The organism is Pseudomonas koreensis, from assembly GCF_024169245.1.
Lineage (GTDB): Bacteria > Pseudomonadota > Gammaproteobacteria > Pseudomonadales > Pseudomonadaceae > Aquipseudomonas > Aquipseudomonas koreensis_F.
The window spans coordinates 1,876,511-1,892,272 of sequence record NZ_JALJWP010000001.1 but is presented as its reverse complement, the minus strand read 5'-3'; the positions used below and the strand labels follow the sequence as shown (position 1 = coordinate 1,892,272).

Annotated in this window: 15 protein-coding genes; 4 read left to right on the top strand and 11 right to left on the bottom strand. The window is 60.9% G+C overall.

The features are described from left to right. Window positions 1–77: 77 nt before the first annotated feature. From hflX to J2Y90_RS08565, 7 genes are all read right to left on the bottom strand, one after another. Complete coding sequence (gene hflX / locus J2Y90_RS08595) at window positions 78–1,379, bottom strand: ribosome rescue GTPase HflX (RefSeq protein ID WP_042607805.1); 1,302 nt, start codon at window positions 1,377–1,379, stop codon at window positions 78–80. Window positions 1,380–1,391: 12 nt separating this feature from the next. Further along, window positions 1,392–1,658: an RNA chaperone Hfq gene (gene hfq, locus J2Y90_RS08590; protein WP_016771947.1), complete on the bottom strand. Its 267-nt coding sequence runs from the start codon at window positions 1,656–1,658 to the stop codon at window positions 1,392–1,394. A gap of 95 nt (window positions 1,659–1,753) precedes the next feature. Further along, the gene (gene miaA / locus J2Y90_RS08585) at window positions 1,754–2,725 is read right to left on the bottom strand and encodes a tRNA (adenosine(37)-N6)-dimethylallyltransferase MiaA (RefSeq protein WP_253498514.1); all 972 of its coding nucleotides are present in this window, start codon (window positions 2,723–2,725) and stop codon (window positions 1,754–1,756) included. Beyond that, entirely contained in the window at window positions 2,725–4,632 is a 1,908-nt protein-coding gene (gene mutL / locus J2Y90_RS08580) for a DNA mismatch repair endonuclease MutL (protein ID WP_253498511.1), read from the bottom strand. The genes miaA and mutL overlap by 1 nt, the downstream gene beginning before the upstream one ends. Next, window positions 4,629–6,008 (bottom strand): N-acetylmuramoyl-L-alanine amidase, encoded by a 1,380-nt coding sequence (locus tag J2Y90_RS08575; protein ID WP_370593506.1) that lies wholly within the window; start codon window positions 6,006–6,008, stop codon window positions 4,629–4,631. Before J2Y90_RS08575 ends, mutL begins: the two co-directional genes overlap by 4 nt. A 51-nt stretch (window positions 6,009–6,059) precedes the next feature. Beyond that, the gene (gene tsaE, locus J2Y90_RS08570; RefSeq protein ID WP_130910048.1) at window positions 6,060–6,530 is read right to left on the bottom strand and encodes a tRNA (adenosine(37)-N6)-threonylcarbamoyltransferase complex ATPase subunit type 1 TsaE; all 471 of its coding nucleotides are present in this window, start codon (window positions 6,528–6,530) and stop codon (window positions 6,060–6,062) included. Further along, window positions 6,518–8,017 carry an NAD(P)H-hydrate dehydratase gene (locus tag J2Y90_RS08565; RefSeq protein ID WP_253498508.1) on the bottom strand — a complete coding sequence of 500 codons (1,500 nt, stop codon included), beginning with the start codon at window positions 8,015–8,017 and terminating at the stop codon, window positions 6,518–6,520. Before J2Y90_RS08565 ends, tsaE begins: the two co-directional genes overlap by 13 nt. A gap of 63 nt (window positions 8,018–8,080) precedes the next feature. Between J2Y90_RS08565 and queG the strand changes: the two genes are divergently transcribed. Then, window positions 8,081–9,145 (top strand): tRNA epoxyqueuosine(34) reductase QueG, encoded by a 1,065-nt coding sequence (gene queG / locus J2Y90_RS08560; RefSeq protein ID WP_253498505.1) that lies wholly within the window; start codon window positions 8,081–8,083, stop codon window positions 9,143–9,145. Between the two features lie 100 nt (window positions 9,146–9,245). On the opposite strand, the gene J2Y90_RS08555 is transcribed toward queG, so the two are convergent. Beyond that, on the bottom strand, window positions 9,246–9,860 hold the full coding sequence (locus J2Y90_RS08555) for a trimeric intracellular cation channel family protein (protein ID WP_253505098.1): 615 nt from the start codon (window positions 9,858–9,860) through the stop codon (window positions 9,246–9,248). Window positions 9,861–10,006: 146 nt separating this feature from the next. After that, window positions 10,007–10,549, bottom strand: a complete 543-nt coding sequence (orn, locus tag J2Y90_RS08550; RefSeq protein WP_253498502.1) for an oligoribonuclease — start codon at window positions 10,547–10,549, stop codon at window positions 10,007–10,009. A 107-nt stretch (window positions 10,550–10,656) separates the two neighbouring features. On the opposite strand from orn, the gene rsgA reads away from it, so the two are divergent. The 3 genes from rsgA to J2Y90_RS08535 all read left to right on the top strand — a co-directional run bounded on the left by rsgA (window position 10,657) and on the right by J2Y90_RS08535 (window position 13,446). Further along, window positions 10,657–11,688 (top strand): small ribosomal subunit biogenesis GTPase RsgA, encoded by a 1,032-nt coding sequence (gene rsgA, locus J2Y90_RS08545; RefSeq protein WP_090280736.1) that lies wholly within the window; start codon window positions 10,657–10,659, stop codon window positions 11,686–11,688. Window positions 11,689–12,001: 313 nt separating this feature from the next. Continuing rightward, the gene (locus tag J2Y90_RS08540; protein WP_253498499.1) at window positions 12,002–12,961 is read left to right on the top strand and encodes a caspase family protein; all 960 of its coding nucleotides are present in this window, start codon (window positions 12,002–12,004) and stop codon (window positions 12,959–12,961) included. After that, a complete protein-coding gene (locus J2Y90_RS08535; protein ID WP_253498496.1) occupies window positions 12,961–13,446 on the top strand; it encodes a toll/interleukin-1 receptor domain-containing protein in 486 nt (161 codons plus the stop codon). Before J2Y90_RS08540 ends, J2Y90_RS08535 begins: the two co-directional genes overlap by 1 nt. Before the next feature lie 255 nt (window positions 13,447–13,701). Here the strand turns inward: J2Y90_RS08535 and motB are convergent, their stop codons facing one another. Both motB and motA read right to left on the bottom strand, forming a co-directional pair. Beyond that, entirely contained in the window at window positions 13,702–14,748 is a 1,047-nt protein-coding gene (gene motB, locus J2Y90_RS08530; protein ID WP_253498493.1) for a flagellar motor protein MotB, read from the bottom strand. Window positions 14,749–14,751: 3 nt separating this feature from the next. Further along, window positions 14,752–15,603: a flagellar motor stator protein MotA gene (motA, locus tag J2Y90_RS08525; protein ID WP_024011357.1), complete on the bottom strand. Its 852-nt coding sequence runs from the start codon at window positions 15,601–15,603 to the stop codon at window positions 14,752–14,754. Window positions 15,604–15,762: the final 159 nt, after the last annotated feature.

Sequence of the window (15,762 nt, the reverse complement as noted above, 5' to 3'; positions counted from 1 at the left end):
AGCAAAGACGCACCCACGGCGCGCCGACCAATGCTACAGAATGCCTGCCGTTGCGGCACAACCGCTTTGTCAGGCTTTTATTGCAAAGTGTGTTGCTCGATGAATTCCATCGGCTGCAATCCTTCGCGGCTTACCAATCGATTCAGCTCGATCCGGGGCAAACGAACGGCCAGCAGGCTGACACCTTCTTCATCGTATTCTTCTTTCTGCACCGCCCCGAGTTCGAAGAACTGCGCACGCAGTCGAGCGAATCGTTGCGGCAAGCGCAAGGTACCGACGAACAGATCACTGCCGAGCAACTCGGCGATGGCCTGTTCAAGCAACTCCAGACCGCTGCCATCACGCGCCGACAGCCAGACCCGTTGCGGCTTGCCATCGGCATCGCGCTGGATCTGCGGCTCGACGCCTTCGAGCAAATCGAGTTTGTTATAGACCTCGAGGATCGGCAAGTCCTGGGCACCAATCTCGCCCAGCACCACCATCACCTGCTCGATCTGCAACATGCGATCCGGTTCGGCCGCATCGATCACGTGCAACAACAGGTCGGAATTGCTCGACTCTTCGAGCGTAGACCGAAATGCCTCGACCAGCTTGTGCGGCAGGTGACGAATGAAACCCACGGTGTCGGCCAGGACAATCGGACCGAGGTCGTCAAGCTCAAGGCGGCGCAGGGTCGGGTCGAGTGTGGCAAACAGTTGATCGGCCGCGTACACGTCGGATTTCGTCACGTTGTTGAAGAGTGTCGATTTGCCGGCGTTGGTGTAGCCCACCAGCGAAACGGTGGGAATGTCCGCACGGGATCGACCACGGCGCGACTGCTCGCGCTGACTGCGCACCTTCTCCAGCCGCCCCTTGATCTGGCGCAGGCGGACCCGCAACAGACGGCGGTCGGTCTCCAGTTGGGTTTCACCCGGGCCGCGCATACCGATGCCGCCACCCTGACGTTCAAGGTGAGTCCAGCCGCGAACCAGCCGCGTGCTCATGTGGTCAAGCTGGGCCAGTTCGACCTGCAGCTTGCCCTCATGGGTACGTGCGCGTTGAGCGAAAATATCGAGAATCAGCCCGGTGCGGTCGATCACGCGACACTCGAAAACACGTTCGAGGTTGCGTTCCTGACTGGGCGTGAGGATGTGATTGAAAATCACCAGATCGGCTTCTTCAGCCTTGACCAGGTCGCGCAGTTCCTCGACCTTGCCGCTGCCGATCAGATATTTGGCGGTTGGCCGATGACGCGGCACGTTAAAAAACGCAACGGTCTCGGCGCCAGCCGAATTTGCCAACTCCTGAAACTCCTGCGGATCTTCGCGCGCCTCAGGGTCCTGTCCATCCAAGTGAACGAGGATGACTCGCTCACCACCACCGTGGCGCTCAAAGAACAAAGGAGACTCCTATCAGGCGTTACCCGGCGCTGCATCGGCATCGCCCTGTTCGTTTTCGGTTGCGCTAGGCAGACGAATTGGACGAACCGGCACGACGGTCGAGATAGCGTGTTTGTAGACCATCTGGCTGACGGTGTTTTTCAGCAGGATCACGAACTGGTCGAACGACTCGATCGTTCCTTGCAGCTTGATACCGTTGACCAGGTAGATGGAAACCCCGACTTTCTCTTTACGTAAAGTGTTCAGGTAAGGGTCTTGTAGCGAATGCCCTTTTGACATGTGCCGCACTCCTTTAAGGATTCAATAATAAAAACAGGTAAATTCAGATGGCTTCGGCCGTCACACCCCCAAGGATAGACGGCAATTGCAAGGACTCAGCTCAATATGGAGATGGTCCCGAGGTATTTCAAGGCGCGTGGCAGATTGTCGCAATCAAGACTGTCCAGCCAGTGTAAATCGTCCCAGCTGCGCAGCCAGGTAAACTGGCGCTTGGCCAATTGGCGCGTGGCGATGATGCCCCGCTCCTGCATCTGGGCCAAGGTCAGCTTGCCGTCCAGGTAATCCCAGACTTGGCGGTAGCCTACCGCACGTATAGACGGCAACCCGGCATGCAGGTCACTTCTTTTACGCAGGGCTACGACCTCGTCGATGAATCCCTGTTCCAACATATTTGTGAATCTTTGTTCAATTCGCTGGTGCAGAACCTGACGATTCGCCGGAGCAATGGCCAGGTTCGCGACAGTATAGGGCAATTGTTGGCGTCCCGAAGCGGCTGCTTCAGTACTTTGCGCAGATTGTTGCTCACGCAGGGCGGTCATGCTCTGCCCGCTGACTCGATACACTTCCAGTGCGCGACTCAAGCGTTGCGGATCATTTGGATGAATGCGCGCCGCCGACACCGGATCGATTTGCGCCAACTGATCGTGCAGCGCTTGCCAGCCCAGACGTGCAGCGTCTTCCTCGATCTGCGCGCGCACCTCGGCATCGGCCGCCGGCATGTCGGCCAGACCTTCGACCAGTGCCTTGTAATAGAGCATGGTGCCGCCGACCAGCAGCGGGATTTTTCCCCGCGCGGTGATCTCGGCCATGGCTTGCAGGGCGTCGCGGCGGAAATCGGCAGCGGAGTACGCCTCAGCGGGGTCGAGGATATCGATCAGCCGGTGCGGGTACTCGGCCAGCAGGTCTTTCGACGGTTTGGCCGTGCCGATGTCCATGCCGCGGTAGACCAGCGCCGAATCGACGCTGATCAATTCGCACGGCAGCACCTTCGTCAGCTCGATGGCCAGATCGGTCTTGCCCGCAGCGGTCGGGCCCATCAGAAAAATCGCTGGAGGCAGCTGGCTCATCAACGACCGCGCAGGAACAGTTTGTCCAGATCGTCCAAACCCAGTTGGGTCCAGGTCGGTCGGCCATGGTTGCATTGACCGCTGCGCTCGGTGTTTTCCATATCGCGCAGCAGGCCGTTCATTTCCGGCAGGGCCAAGCGCCGGTTGGCGCGGATCGCGCCGTGGCACGCCATGGTGCCGAGCAGTTCGTTGAGATGCGCCTGGATACGGTCGCTGGTGCCGTATTCCATCAGATCCGAAAGCACGTCGCCGACCAGTCGATTGGCTTCGGCCTGCTTGAGCAATGCCGGAATCTGCCGGATCGCCAGGGTTTCCGGCCCCAGTCGCTGCAATTCAAAACCAAGTCGTTGAAACCACGCCGCATGTTCTTCGGCGCAATCGGCCTCGCGCTGACTGACCGCCAGCGACTCCGGCACCAGCAACGGCTGGCCACTGAGACCTTCGCTGGCCATGGCGATTTTCAGGCGCTCGTACATGATCCGCTCGTGGGCGGCATGCATGTCCACCAGTACCAGGCCATGGGCGTTCTCGGACAAGATATAGATGCCTTTTAGCTGCGCCAGTGCATAGCCGAGCGGCGGGATATCTTCCTGACCGGTCGGCAGTGCGCTGGCATTGGCTTCAGGCAGCGGCGCGAAAAACTCCTTGTAAGCAGCTTGCGCCTCGGCAGCAGGCACTGTCGACTGCGGGCGCGGCGTGTATTGATACTGATAAGCGCCGCCAGCGCTGGCCCCGGATGACGTGTTGAACGCAGGTTGCGCCTGCGGCTGCTCGAGCAGCGCATTGGCGGCCAGACGCATCTCACCCTGCGGGCCGAATTCGCCCGCCTCGATTCCGCTCGGCCGAACGATCGCCGTGGTGACCGAGCCGGCCAGTTGATCTTCTGGACGCACATCGCCCAACGCGCGGTGCAGCGTGCCATACAGGAAGTCGTGAACCATGCGCCCGTCACGGAAGCGTACTTCGTGCTTGGTCGGGTGGACGTTGACGTCTACTGCTGCCGGATCGACCTCGAAAAACAACGCGAAGGTCGGATGCCGGCCGTTGAACAACACGTCGCGATAAGCCTGGCGCACCGCATGGGCCACCAGTTTGTCGCGCACCGCCCGGCCGTTTACGAAGAAATATTGCAAATCCGCCTGACTGCGGTTGAAGGTTGGCAAACCGACCCAGCCCCACAGGTGCAAGCCATTGCGTTCGATCTCGATCGGCAGCGCCTGCTCAAGGAAACCCGAACCGCAGATCGCCGCCACACGCCTTGCGCGGGCAGCATCATCGTGGGCCTCGTGCAGGCTGAGGATGGTCTTGCCGTTGTGACGCAGATGAAAGGCCACGTCGAAGCGCGCCAGCGCCAGACGCTTGATCACTTCTTGCAGGTGATCGAACTCGGTTTTTTCGGTCTTGAGGAATTTACGCCGGGCCGGGGTGTTGAAGAACAGGTCGCGAACTTCCACCGAAGTGCCGACCGGATGCGCCGCCGGCTGCACGCGCGGCGCCATGTCGCGGCCTTCGGTCTCGACCTGCCAGGCCTGATCGGCATCGCGGGTGCGCGAGGTCAGGGTCAGACGCGCCACAGAGCTGATCGACGCCAGCGCCTCGCCACGAAACCCGAGGCTCATCACCTGTTCAAGGTCTTCGAGGTTGCGGATCTTGCTGGTGGCGTGACGGGCCAGGGCCAGCGGCAGGTCATCGGCGGAAATACCGCTGCCGTCATCGCGCACGCGCAGCAACTTGACGCCGCCCTGCTCGACATCGACGTCAATACGCTTGGCGCCAGAGTCGAGGCTGTTTTCCAGCAGCTCCTTGATCACCGAAGCCGGGCGCTCGACCACCTCACCAGCGGCGATCTGGTTCGCCAGTCGTGGGCTGAGCAGCTCGATGCGCGCAGTGTTCAATACCTGGTTCATTCTTTCGACGCCAATTCGGTGCCTGGAATCGTCAGGTGCTGACCGACTTTCAGCTCATCGCTTTTCAGGTTGTTGGCGGCACGCAAGGTGGCCGGCGAAACCTGATAGCGCACGCCGATCATCGCCAGGGTTTCCCCGGGGCCGACCCGGTGGTCGCGCGGGCCCTGGGCAATCTTGCCGGAATCACGCAGCCAGGCGATATAAGTGCCGGGCGGTGGATTCTGCTGGAAGAACTGGCGCACGCCGCTGCTGATCGAACGGGCCAGCGCCTGCTGATGGCTCGACGCGGACAGTTTGTTCGCTTCGTTGGCGTTGGAGATAAACCCGGTTTCGACCAGGATCGACGGAATGTCCGGCGACTTCAGCACCATGAAGCCGGCCTGTTCCACCCGCTGTTTGTGCAGCGGCGTGACCCGGCCAATGTTGGTCAGGACCTTCTGGCCGACGTTCAGGCTGGAAGTCAACGACGCGGTCATCGACAGGTCGAGCAACACACCGGCGAGCATGCGGTCCTTGTCGTCGAGGCTGACGTTGCCGGCCCCGCCGATCAGGTCGGAACGGTTTTCACTGTCGGCCAGCCAACGCGCAGTCTCGGACGTAGCCCCACGATCGGACAGGGCGAACACCGACGCACCGAAAGCAGCGGCGGACGGCGCGGCGTCGGCGTGGATCGAGACGAACAGGTCGGCGCCCTTCTTGCGGGCGATCTCGGTACGTCCGCGCAATGGAATGAAGTAGTCACCGGTACGGGTCAGTTCGGCGCGGAAGCCTTTCATGCCGTTGACCTGACGCTGCAGTTCGCGGGCGATCTGCAGCACCACGTCTTTCTCACGTTGGCCGCGCGAGCCGGACGCGCCCGGGTCTTCGCCACCGTGGCCGGCGTCGATCACGACAATGATGTCGCGCTTGCCGGCCGGGGCTGGCGGCAGCTTGATTGCAGGTTCAGTCGGGGTCACTGGCACAGCCGGCACGGTCGCCACCGATGGCGTAGGGGCCGGCGGCGGCGCGGCATCAGCCGGATTGTCGAACAGATCGACCACCAGACGGTTGCCGTACTGCGCGTTCGGCGCCAGCGAGAAGCTTTTCGGAGTGACGGCTTTTTTCAGGTCGATGACCACCCGCAGGTCGGTCGGCGTACGCTGGGCCGAACGCATTGCAGTGATCGGCGTGTTCGCAGTCTGCACATTCAACGGCGCGCCGAGGGTGGCGCCGTTGATGTCGATCACCAGCCGGTCCGGGGCAGTCAGGGTGAAAACGCTGTGCTGCACCGGGCCACTCAGGTCGAAGACCAGTCGCGTGTTGTCCGGCGCCCGCCACAGGCGCACGCTGTTGACCTTTGAATCGGCCACAGCGTTGACGGTTACTGCCATCAACATCAGTCCAGCGGCAGCCACCAACGCGCGAAAGCGCATACCAAACCCCATCATTTAATTGGATTCCAATGCCAAAGCGGCACACCAGGCCTCGCCGCGCGAGCCCTGGGCTAAAATTTTCAGCGAACGCCCGCTGTCTTGCGGGCCAATGGTAATGGTCAGGTCAGGCTTTGGCAAAAAGCCTGCACCTTTATCGGGCCACTCGATCAGACACAGGGCATCGTCTTCGAAGTAGTCGCGGATGCCGAGAAACTCCAGTTCCTCCGGATCGACCAGACGATACAGGTCAAAGTGGAAGGCGCGAATGTCACCGATTTCGTAGGGCTCGACCAAAGTGAAGGTAGGACTTTTTACCGCACCGACATGCCCCAGCCCACGAATGATGCCCCGCGACAGGGTGGTTTTGCCCATGCCCAGGTTGCCTTCGAGAAAAATCAGGCCATGGCCCTGGGTCACGCGGGCGATCCGTGCGCCAAAGTCGCTCATCGCCTGTTCGTCGGCCAGATACAGGGTTACTTCAGACACGGTGCATGCTCCTCCAACAACTGACGGATGGCTGGAATCAGATCACTGGCCGCCAGCCCACGGCCGAATTTCCCTTGTTGCACGCCGGCATTGGCGTGCAGCCAGACGGCCAGACTTGCAGCGGCGAACGCGTCCATGCCTTGCGCCAGCAACGCGCCGGTCAGACCCGCCAGCACATCGCCGAGCCCGCCAGTGGCCATCGCCGGATGGCCTTGATGACACAGGGCCAGACGCCCATCGGGATGGGCGATCAGACTACCGGCGCCTTTCAGAACCACTACCGCTGAATACTTTTTGCTCAACGCCAATGCAGCGGACAGGCGATCGGCCTGCACTTCAGCAGTGCTGATGCCGAGCAAGCGCGCCGCCTCGCCCGGATGCGGGGTGATCACGCAATCCTTGGGCAACTGGACAAAACCGCTGGCAAGCAGGTTCAACGCGTCAGCGTCCCACACCTGCGGCAACGCAGCATTGGCAGCTGCCGACAACAGGGCGCGACCCCAGCTTGCCTGGCCAAGGCCCGGCCCGACCACCAGCACTGAAACCTTTTCCAGCAGGCCCATCAGTTGATTGGCTGACGAGGTGCCGAGCACCATCGCCTCCGGCACCCGGGTCAGCGCCGGCGGCACATGCTCTGGGCGAGTCGCCAGCGACACCATGCCCGCGCCGCTGCGCAAGGCCATTTCAGTGCTGAGCAGAATCGCCCCGCCGAAACCGTGATCGCCGCCAATCAGCAGCACATGGCCAAAGCGGCCCTTGTGCGAGGTCGGCGCGCGGGGCACAAGTGCTGGAAGATTAGCGGCACTGAGGCGTCGAGCGCAGACAGGGATGTCACTGAAGGTTTCGGCAGTGGACTGCAGATCGTTGAAGACCAGTTCACCGACATGATCTGCCGCATCGCCGGTCAACAGCCCGACCTTCATACCAATGAACGTCACCGTGAGATCGGCGCGTACCGCGACACCCAGTTCCCGACCGGTATCGGCGCACAGCCCGGATGGAATATCGACGGCCGCCACCGGCAACCCGCTGGCATTGATGGCGGCGACGGCAGCGGCATACGGTTCACGCACTTCTCCACTGAGCCCCGTGCCGAGCAGGGCATCGAGGACGACACCGCACAGTTCGCTTTGCGCCTGCCAGCCCTGCACCACAACGCCTGCGGCCACGGATTCGGCATAGGCCAGTGCGGCATCACCCTGCAAACGTTGCGGATCGCTGACGGCGAGAACTCGCACCGCCCAACCGGCCCGCAGCGCCAACGCGGCGACCAGATAACCGTCGCCAGCATTGTTGCCGTGCCCGGCCAATATCGTCAGCTCGTTCGCTGTGGGCCACTTGCGCACCAGCGCGCGCCAGGTCGCGCGGGCGGCGCGCTGCATCAATTCGAAGCCCGGCGTGCCAGCGGCGATCAGCCGGGCGTCGAGTTCGCGCACCTGCGCGGCGCGGTACAGCGCGTCGGGTAATTCATCTTTCGTCTGCGGCATGCGTCTTCGGGCTCCGATGTCTGGCAGAATTATACGCACCTCAGCTCCGGTTTCTCTCGCCTCATGTCCGCCATCACCACAGACCTGCCTGCCCTCGCCCAATCGATCAAGGATTGGGGCCGCGAGCTGGGCTTCCAGCAAGTCGGCATCAGCGGTCTGGACCTGGCCGAGCACGAGCAGCATCTGCAACGCTGGCTTGAGGCCGGCTATCACGGCGACATGGACTACATGGGCGCCCATGGCAGCAAACGCTCGCACCCCGAAGAGCTGGTGCCGGGCACGTTGCGCGTGGTTTCCCTGCGCATGGACTACTTGCCGGGCGATACCGAAATGGCCAAACGCCTGGCTGAGCCGGAGAAGGCTTACGTGTCGCGTTATGCCTTGGGCCGCGATTACCACAAATTGATCCGTAAACGTGTTCAACAATTGGCCGACAGGATTCAGGCGCAGATCGGCCCGTTCGGTTTCCGTGCCTTTGTCGACAGCGCGCCGGTGCTGGAAAAAGCCATCGCCGAGCAGGCGGGACTGGGCTGGATCGGCAAAAACACCCTGGTACTGAATCGCAATGCCGGCAGCTACTTCTTTCTAAGTGAGCTGTTCGTCGACCTGCCGTTGCCGGTGGACGAACCACACAGTACCGAACATTGCGGGCGCTGCACGGCCTGTCTGGACATCTGCCCGACCAACGCCTTCGTCGGCCCGCACGTGCTGGACGCACGGCGTTGCATTTCCTATCTGACCATCGAGTTGAAGACCGCCATCCCCGAAGAGTTGCGCCCGCTGATTGGTAATCGGGTGTTCGGCTGTGATGACTGCCAGATCGTCTGCCCATGGAACCGCTTCGCCCGGCCTTCCGGAGAAAGCGATTTCAAGCCACGGCACAATCTCGACAACGCCGGGTTGGCTGAGCTGTTCATGTGGGATGAGGAAAAATTCTTGAGCAGTACCGAAGGCTCGCCATTACGACGGGCGGGGTATGAGCGCTGGTTGAGAAATCTGGCGGTGGGGCTGGGTAATGCGCCTTCAACGATCCCGGTGCTGGAAGCCTTGAAGGCGCGCCGCGATTTTCCTTCAGAGCTGGTGCAGGAACATGTTGAGTGGGCACTGAAACAACACGGAATCGGGTAACCCCTGTAGGAGCCTGCCGAAGGCTGCGATCATTTGATTTTGTTTTTAAGGGCAAGATCAAAAGATCGCAGCCTTCGGCAGCTCCTACACAGGGATCGCGTCACGGCGCGTCGTTGTAGACGAACTTGGGCATTTCCCAGTGAAAACGGATCGCCAGCAGGCGTAGCAGGAAGCCGCCAAACAGCGTAATCAGAATCGCTTGCTCGCCCGGCACGTTCAGATACAGGCACAGCATGTAGCACCACGCGGCGGCAAACGAGACGCTGGCGTACAGCTCGCGCCGGAAAATCAGCGGAATGTCATTACAGAAAATATCGCGAAGAATGCCGCCGAATACGCCGGTAATCACGCCGCTGACCGAGGCCACCAACATGCCATGGCCCATTTCCAGCGCGGTCATGCAGCCGATCAGGGTAAACGCAACCAGTCCCACGGCATCGAGCACCAGAAACAGCGAGCGCAAGTGACGCATCCAGCGTGCGGCAAACACAGTGAACATCGCCGCCACCGACGTCAGCACCAGATACTCAGGGTGTTTGACCCAGGTCAGCGGGTAATGCCCGAGCAGCACGTCACGCACCGAACCGCCACCCAGCGCAGTGATGCAGGCGATCAGCACCACACCAAACCAGTCCATGCCGCGTCGCCCGGCAGACAGCGCGCCGGTCATGGCTTCGGCGGTGATGGCGATCAGATAGAGCATCAGCAGCATGATGGCAGTCCAGGCAGGAAGGCGCGCAGTCTAGCCATTTCGGTCATGCGATCCAATGTAGGAGCTGCCGAAGGCTGCGATCTTTTGAATTTGATTTTAAACAAGATCAAAATATCGCAGCCTGCGGCGGCTCCTACACAGCGATCGCGTCAGAACTTGATGAAATGCTTGCGGTAGTGCTGCAGCTCGGCGATCGATTCGCGGATGTCGTCCAGCGCCAGATGGGTGCTGCCCTTCTTGAAGCTGTCGCGCACATCCGGCGCCCAGCGCGCGGCCAGTTCCTTGAGCGTGGAGACGTCGAGGTTGCGATAGTGGAAGTAGCTTTCCAGCGCCTTCATGTGGGTATAAAGGAAGCGACGGTCCTGGCAGATGCTGTTGCCGCAGATAGGCGACTTGCCCTTCGGCACCCATTGTTCCAGGAAAGCGATGGTTTCGGCCTCGGCCTCAGCCATGCTGATGCGGCTGTCGCGCACGCGCTGGGTCAGGCCCGAGTTGCCGTGGGTGCGGGTGTTCCACTCGTCCATGCGCGCAAGCACTGCGTCGCTGTGGTGGATGGCGATCACCGGGCCTTCGGCCAAGGTGTTGAGCTCACTGTCGGTGACGATGGTGGCCATTTCGATGATGACGTCGTTGTCCGGGTCCAGACCGGTCATTTCCAGGTCGATCCAGATCAGGTTCTGCGGGTTTTGCATATTCGGGCTCCTAGGCAATGCTGCGCAGTTTAGCCTAGGCCGGTGCCCGGGCGTGCTAAACTCGCGGCCGTTTTACCTAATCGCTGCATTCTTCAGACGGAACACCCATGGCCAAACGCCAACTCAATCGTCGTCAAAACTGGCGCATCGAAAAGATCCAGGGCGAGCGCGCCGCACGCGCCGCCAAACGCGAGTCCTCGGCGGTCGAAGCCCTCGAGGGCGGCGACCTTGGTCCTGAACAACACGGCCTGGTGATCGCCCACTTCGGTGTGCAGGTCGAAGTCGAGGCTGTCGACGGCGAACTCGCAGGACAAGTGTTCCGCTGCCACTTGCGCGCCAACCTGCCGGCGCTGGTCACCGGCGACAAAGTCGTCTGGCGCGCCGGCAACCAGGGCATCGGCGTGATCGTCGCGCAACTGCCGCGCAGCACCGAACTGTGCCGCCCCGACAGCCGTGGCCAGCTCAAGCCGGTTGCTGCCAACGTCGACATGATCGTCATCGTTTTCGCGCCGCTGCCCGAGCCCCACGCCAACCTGATCGACCGTTATCTGGTCGCCGCCGAACACGCTGGTATCCGCCCGCTTCTGCTGTTGAACAAATTCGACTTGATCGACGAGCAGAACGCCCCGGCGCTGAACGCGTTGCTGGCGGTGTACCGCACGCTGGGTTATCCGGTGCTGGAAGTGTCCGCCCACCACGGCAACGGCATGGAACAGTTGCAGCAGCAGCTCGACGGGCGCATCAGCGTATTCGTCGGCCAGTCCGGCGTCGGCAAATCGTCGCTGGTCAACAGCCTGCTGCCGGAGGTCGAAACCCGTGTCGGGCCGTTATCCGAGCTGTCCGGCCAGGGCACGCACACCACCACCACCGCGCGCCTGTTCCACTTCCCCGGCGGCGGCGAACTGATCGACTCCCCGGGCATCCGCGAATTCGGTCTCGGCCACGTCAGCCGCGCCGACGTCGAAGCCGGTTTCATCGAGTTCGACGACCTGCTCGGCACTTGCCGTTTCCGCGACTGCAAGCATGACCGTGAACCGGGTTGCGCGTTGCTCAAGGCCCTTGAAGACGGCCGCATCCAGCAGCAGCGGATGAACAGCTACCGCTCGATCATCGCCAGCCTGCCTGAAAACGGCTATTAAACAGTCGCGCCGGCAGCCCTTCGCCATGGGTTGCCGGTTGTCGGACTGCATCTGACTCACGCCTCTGCCTTTTAAACATCAGCTTCTTCTGTAGGCTTTTGCGCGACTGCTCGCAGGACCTTTCTGTTTTGTCGCGCAGACCTTGTAGGTCTTTGCCAGCGGCCTACATTCGTTTCCTCCTTCGCATACCGCGATCTCAGAGGAATCCAATGCAAAGCTGTCATTCATTCATCAGCCAATCGTCGCGTATCGCCCATGTGTGTAATCCGCACAGAATCGTCAGCGCGAACAGCCTGCTCACGGTGGTGTAACCATGCGCAAGGCACTGTTTATCGGCATCAATGACTATGCGCATATTTCCGGGCTGAGCGGCTGTTGCAACGACGCCATGGCCATGGCCTCGGTACTGAAAACCAACGCCAATGGCGACCCCAACTTCAAGAATGTCGTGTTGACGTCCGCCGAGGATTATCTCAGCCGGGAAAAGCTCGAAGACCAGATACGCGAACTGTTTTCCGGGGATTGCAACGTGGCTTTGCTGTACTTCGCCGGCCATGGCGGTTTCGATGCCGACACTGACGAAGGCATGTTGATCGCGCAGGATTACCGCAACGCTAAGGACGGCATCCGCATCAGCGACATCCTCAACTGGGCGGACAAAGCCACGCGGATCAAAAACAAGGTGATCATCCTCGACTGCTGCCAGAGCGGTTCAGCCGGCGAAGTCCGCGCCTTGCGCAGCGAAAGCAGCATGGTCAGCCAAGGCATGACGATCCTGACCGCCTGCAAAAAAGCCGAGCCGGCGATGGAGGGCGTGCAGCACGGTGTGTTCACCGGCCTGCTCCTGCAAGCGCTGCATGGCGGCGCAGCGAACATCCTCGGCAGGATCACTCCCGGCAGTCTGTATTCCTTCGTCGATAACGCTCTCGGTGCCTGGGAACAGCGCCCGGTGTTCAAGACCAATGTGTCGCAGTTCATTTCCCTGCGGGAAGTCTCGCCGCTGATCCCCAAGCAAATCCTGCGCAAATTGCCGGACTGGTTCGCCGAAGCCGAATCGGTGTTCCCCCTCGACCCCAGTTATGAGCCCACTGAAAAAGCGTTCGTGCCAGAACATGGCGAGGTTTTCGCCCAGTTGCAGAAGTGCAACCGCCACAGCCTGATCGAGCCGGTCGACGCCGAGCACATGTATTACGCCGCCATTCATTCGACCGGCTGCCGCCTGACGGCACTCGGCGCCTATTACCGCGAACTCGCCCTCAAAGGACATTTCTGATGCCAGTCTTTATCAGCTACCGCCACCTGGATCGCGCGCATGCGATCGCCATCAATACCCGTCTGACCCAGGCGAAGATCAGGACTTACCTTGATGTCCTCGACCCGGAATCGCAAACCACCGATGACATTACCGGAGTGATCACCCGCAACATCACCGAGTGCACGCACTTGCTGGCGGTGGTGTCGGAGAAGACCGCGCTGTCGTGGTGGGTACCATTTGAAATTGGCGAGGCGACGATCAGTAACCGGCGGATCTGTACGTTCAAAACCGGGCCGGCCGAACTGCCGATCTACCTGGACAAGTGGCCGAAGCTGAGCACGGCCAGTGATCTGGATTTTTTCATCGATGCGTATCGGGATGAGGTGTCGAACCAGCGCTCGATCACACTGGACTCGTTCAGCGACTCGGTGAAAGGGGCTTACAAGCGCGATGCAGAGATGTTTCATGAACAGCTGAAGAACCGGATTCGTCGCGGGTTCTAGAACGTCGTCACTTTCGAAAGGCCCCTCACCCTAGCCCTCTCCCAGAGGGAGAGGGGACTGACCGTGTCGCGTTCAAGAATAACGCCGACTTGAAATTACTCAGTCGAACTCAGGTTTTGGCCCCCCGGAAAATCGGCTCCCTCTCCCTCGGGAGAGGGCTGGGGTGAGGGGCAGAGGTCTGTCTGGCAACACAACTCTCAAGCCGAAAAAAAATCCTGACAAAAAAGCCAACATCACTGTCGGCTTTTTTGTCACTTACTGCTTCGGCGCAGGCGCTGGCGCGGCCCCACCCGGCTCAGCCGGCTTCGGCGCGGCGTCATCGAACAGATTCAAGCGTTCGCGCAACTCATGCGCCGGCACCGGCTGCCTGTCCGCCGGCAACGCATTCGGATCAACCGGGGCTGCCGGAGCAGCACCGTTCTGACCCTGATCCGCCGGCTTCGCCGCCTCAGGACCCTGCGCACCTTCAATCGCCGCCTGGGCTTTTTTGGTCAGCACGACAATGTCGATCCTGCGGTTCACCGGGTTGAACGGGTTTTCCCGGTCGAACAACGCCGAGGAGGCATAACCGACCACCCGCGCCACCTGTGCATCCGGATAACTGCCAGCGACCAGCGCGCGACGTGCCGCGTTTGCGCGGTTGGCCGAGAGCTCCCAGTTGCCGTAATCGCCAGTGCCGATGTATGGCTTGGCGTCGGTGTGGCCGCTGATGCTGATCTTGTTCGGCACCGCTTTGATGGTGTCGGCCATGGCCAGCAGGATGTCTTCGAAGTACGGTTTCAGGCGCGCGGAACCGGAGTCGAACATCGGCCGGTTTTCGGCGTCCATGATCTGGATGCGCAAGCCGTTCGGAGTGATTTCGAAGAGGATCTGATCCTTGAATTTCTGCAGCTGCGGGTTTTCGTCGACCTTGTTCTGCAGTTCTTGCAGCAGCAGTTCGAGACGCTCCTTCTCCACCTGCTCGGCCATGCCTTCCACCTGTTCAGTGTCGACCGTGACCTTGTCCGGTTGCGGCTGCGATTTCACTTCCGGGTTGAGGGTGTTTTCCGGCGCCAAGGTCGGCGTGCCACCGAGATCGATGATGTACGGCGTGCCGCTTTCGGAAAAGCCGACCGGGTCCTTGAAATAACCGGCGATGGCGATCTTCTGTTCTGGCGTGGCGGTGGACAGCAGCCACAGCACCAGGAAGAACGCCATCATCGCCGTGGCAAAGTCGGCGAAGGCGATTTTCCACGCCCCGCCGTGGTGCCCGGCGGCAATGCGCTTGACGCGCTTGACGATGATCGGCTGATTATTTTCCATGACTTAACGACCGCGAACCGCTTGTTCCAGCTCGGCGAAGCTTGGACGGTGCGCCGGGTACAGAACCTTGCGGCCGAACTCGACCGCCAGCGACGGCGGCATGCCGGACGCGGAAGCCACCAGCGAGGCCTTGATGGCTTCGTAGACGTTCAGCTCTTCCTTGGCATCGTGCGCCAGGGAGTGCGCCAACGGGCCGAAGAAACCGTATGCCGCGAGAATACCGAAGAAAGTACCGACCAGTGCCGCACCCACGTGCAGACCGATCGACGCCTGGTCGCCCTCGCCCAGCGAGGCCATGGTCACCACGATACCGAGTACCGCCGCGACGATACCGAAACCGGGCATGCCGTCGGCGATGCCGTTGACCGCGTGCGATGGGTGCTCGAGGTCTTCCTTGAGGCTGTACAGCTCCATGTCGAACAGGCCTTCCAGTTCGTGCGGAGCCATGTTGCCGGAGGACATGATGCGCAGGTAATCGCAGACAAACGCGGTCATGCGTTCATCCTTGAGCACCGCCGGGTACTTGGCGAAGATCGGGCTCGCGGCGGCATCTTCGATGTCGCCTTCAATGGCCATCATGCCTTCGCGGCGGCTCTTGTTGAGGATCTCGTAGATCAGCCCGAGCACTTCCAGGTAGAAGGTGTGGGTGAAGCGCGAACCGAACATGCTCAGGGATTTCTTGAGCACGTGCATCGTCATGTAACCGGGGTTGGCCTGGAGGAATGCACCGAGGGCCGCACCGCCGATGATCATCACCTCGAAGGGCTGGATCAGGGCGGCAATCTTGCCGTGGGAAAGCACGTATCCGCCGAGCACGCTCGCGAATACGACGATGATGCCGATAATTTTAGCCATAGGTAGAAGGTACTTGTTTAAGTCGGGTTCAAGGTCATATTCGGAAGTTAAAAAATCTCTTCTTCTACTTATCGGCAAAACTGCGCCAGACTATAGCCAGTTCAGGCGAAAAGCCAATTTAGCCCATGCCGGGCGCGTCTACAGTCAGTGAAGATCTCG

What these genes read in the sequence shown, in the direction of transcription:
- mutL (WP_253498511.1), bottom strand. Translation starts at nt 4,632, where the DNA reads ATGAACCAGGTATTGAACACTGCGCGCATCGAGCTGCTCAGCCCACGA.
- miaA (WP_253498514.1), bottom strand. Translation starts at nt 2,725, where the DNA reads ATGAGCCAGCTGCCTCCAGCGATTTTTCTGATGGGCCCGACCGCTGCG.
- J2Y90_RS08565 (WP_253498508.1), bottom strand. Translation starts at nt 8,017, where the DNA reads ATGCCGCAGACGAAAGATGAATTACCCGACGCGCTGTACCGCGCCGCG.
- motB (WP_253498493.1), bottom strand. Translation starts at nt 14,748, where the DNA reads ATGGAAAATAATCAGCCGATCATCGTCAAGCGCGTCAAGCGCATTGCC.
- J2Y90_RS08575 (WP_370593506.1), bottom strand. Translation starts at nt 6,008, where the DNA reads ATGTTGATGGCAGTAACCGTCAACGCTGTGGCCGATTCAAAGGTCAAC.
- orn (WP_253498502.1), bottom strand. Translation starts at nt 10,549, where the DNA reads ATGCAAAACCCGCAGAACCTGATCTGGATCGACCTGGAAATGACCGGT.
- rsgA (WP_090280736.1), top strand. Translation starts at nt 10,657, where the DNA reads ATGGCCAAACGCCAACTCAATCGTCGTCAAAACTGGCGCATCGAAAAG.
- J2Y90_RS08540 (WP_253498499.1), top strand. Translation starts at nt 12,002, where the DNA reads ATGCGCAAGGCACTGTTTATCGGCATCAATGACTATGCGCATATTTCC.
- J2Y90_RS08535 (WP_253498496.1), top strand. Translation starts at nt 12,961, where the DNA reads ATGCCAGTCTTTATCAGCTACCGCCACCTGGATCGCGCGCATGCGATC.
- motA (WP_024011357.1), bottom strand. Translation starts at nt 15,603, where the DNA reads ATGGCTAAAATTATCGGCATCATCGTCGTATTCGCGAGCGTGCTCGGC.
- hfq (WP_016771947.1), bottom strand. Translation starts at nt 1,658, where the DNA reads ATGTCAAAAGGGCATTCGCTACAAGACCCTTACCTGAACACTTTACGT.
- queG (WP_253498505.1), top strand. Translation starts at nt 8,081, where the DNA reads ATGTCCGCCATCACCACAGACCTGCCTGCCCTCGCCCAATCGATCAAG.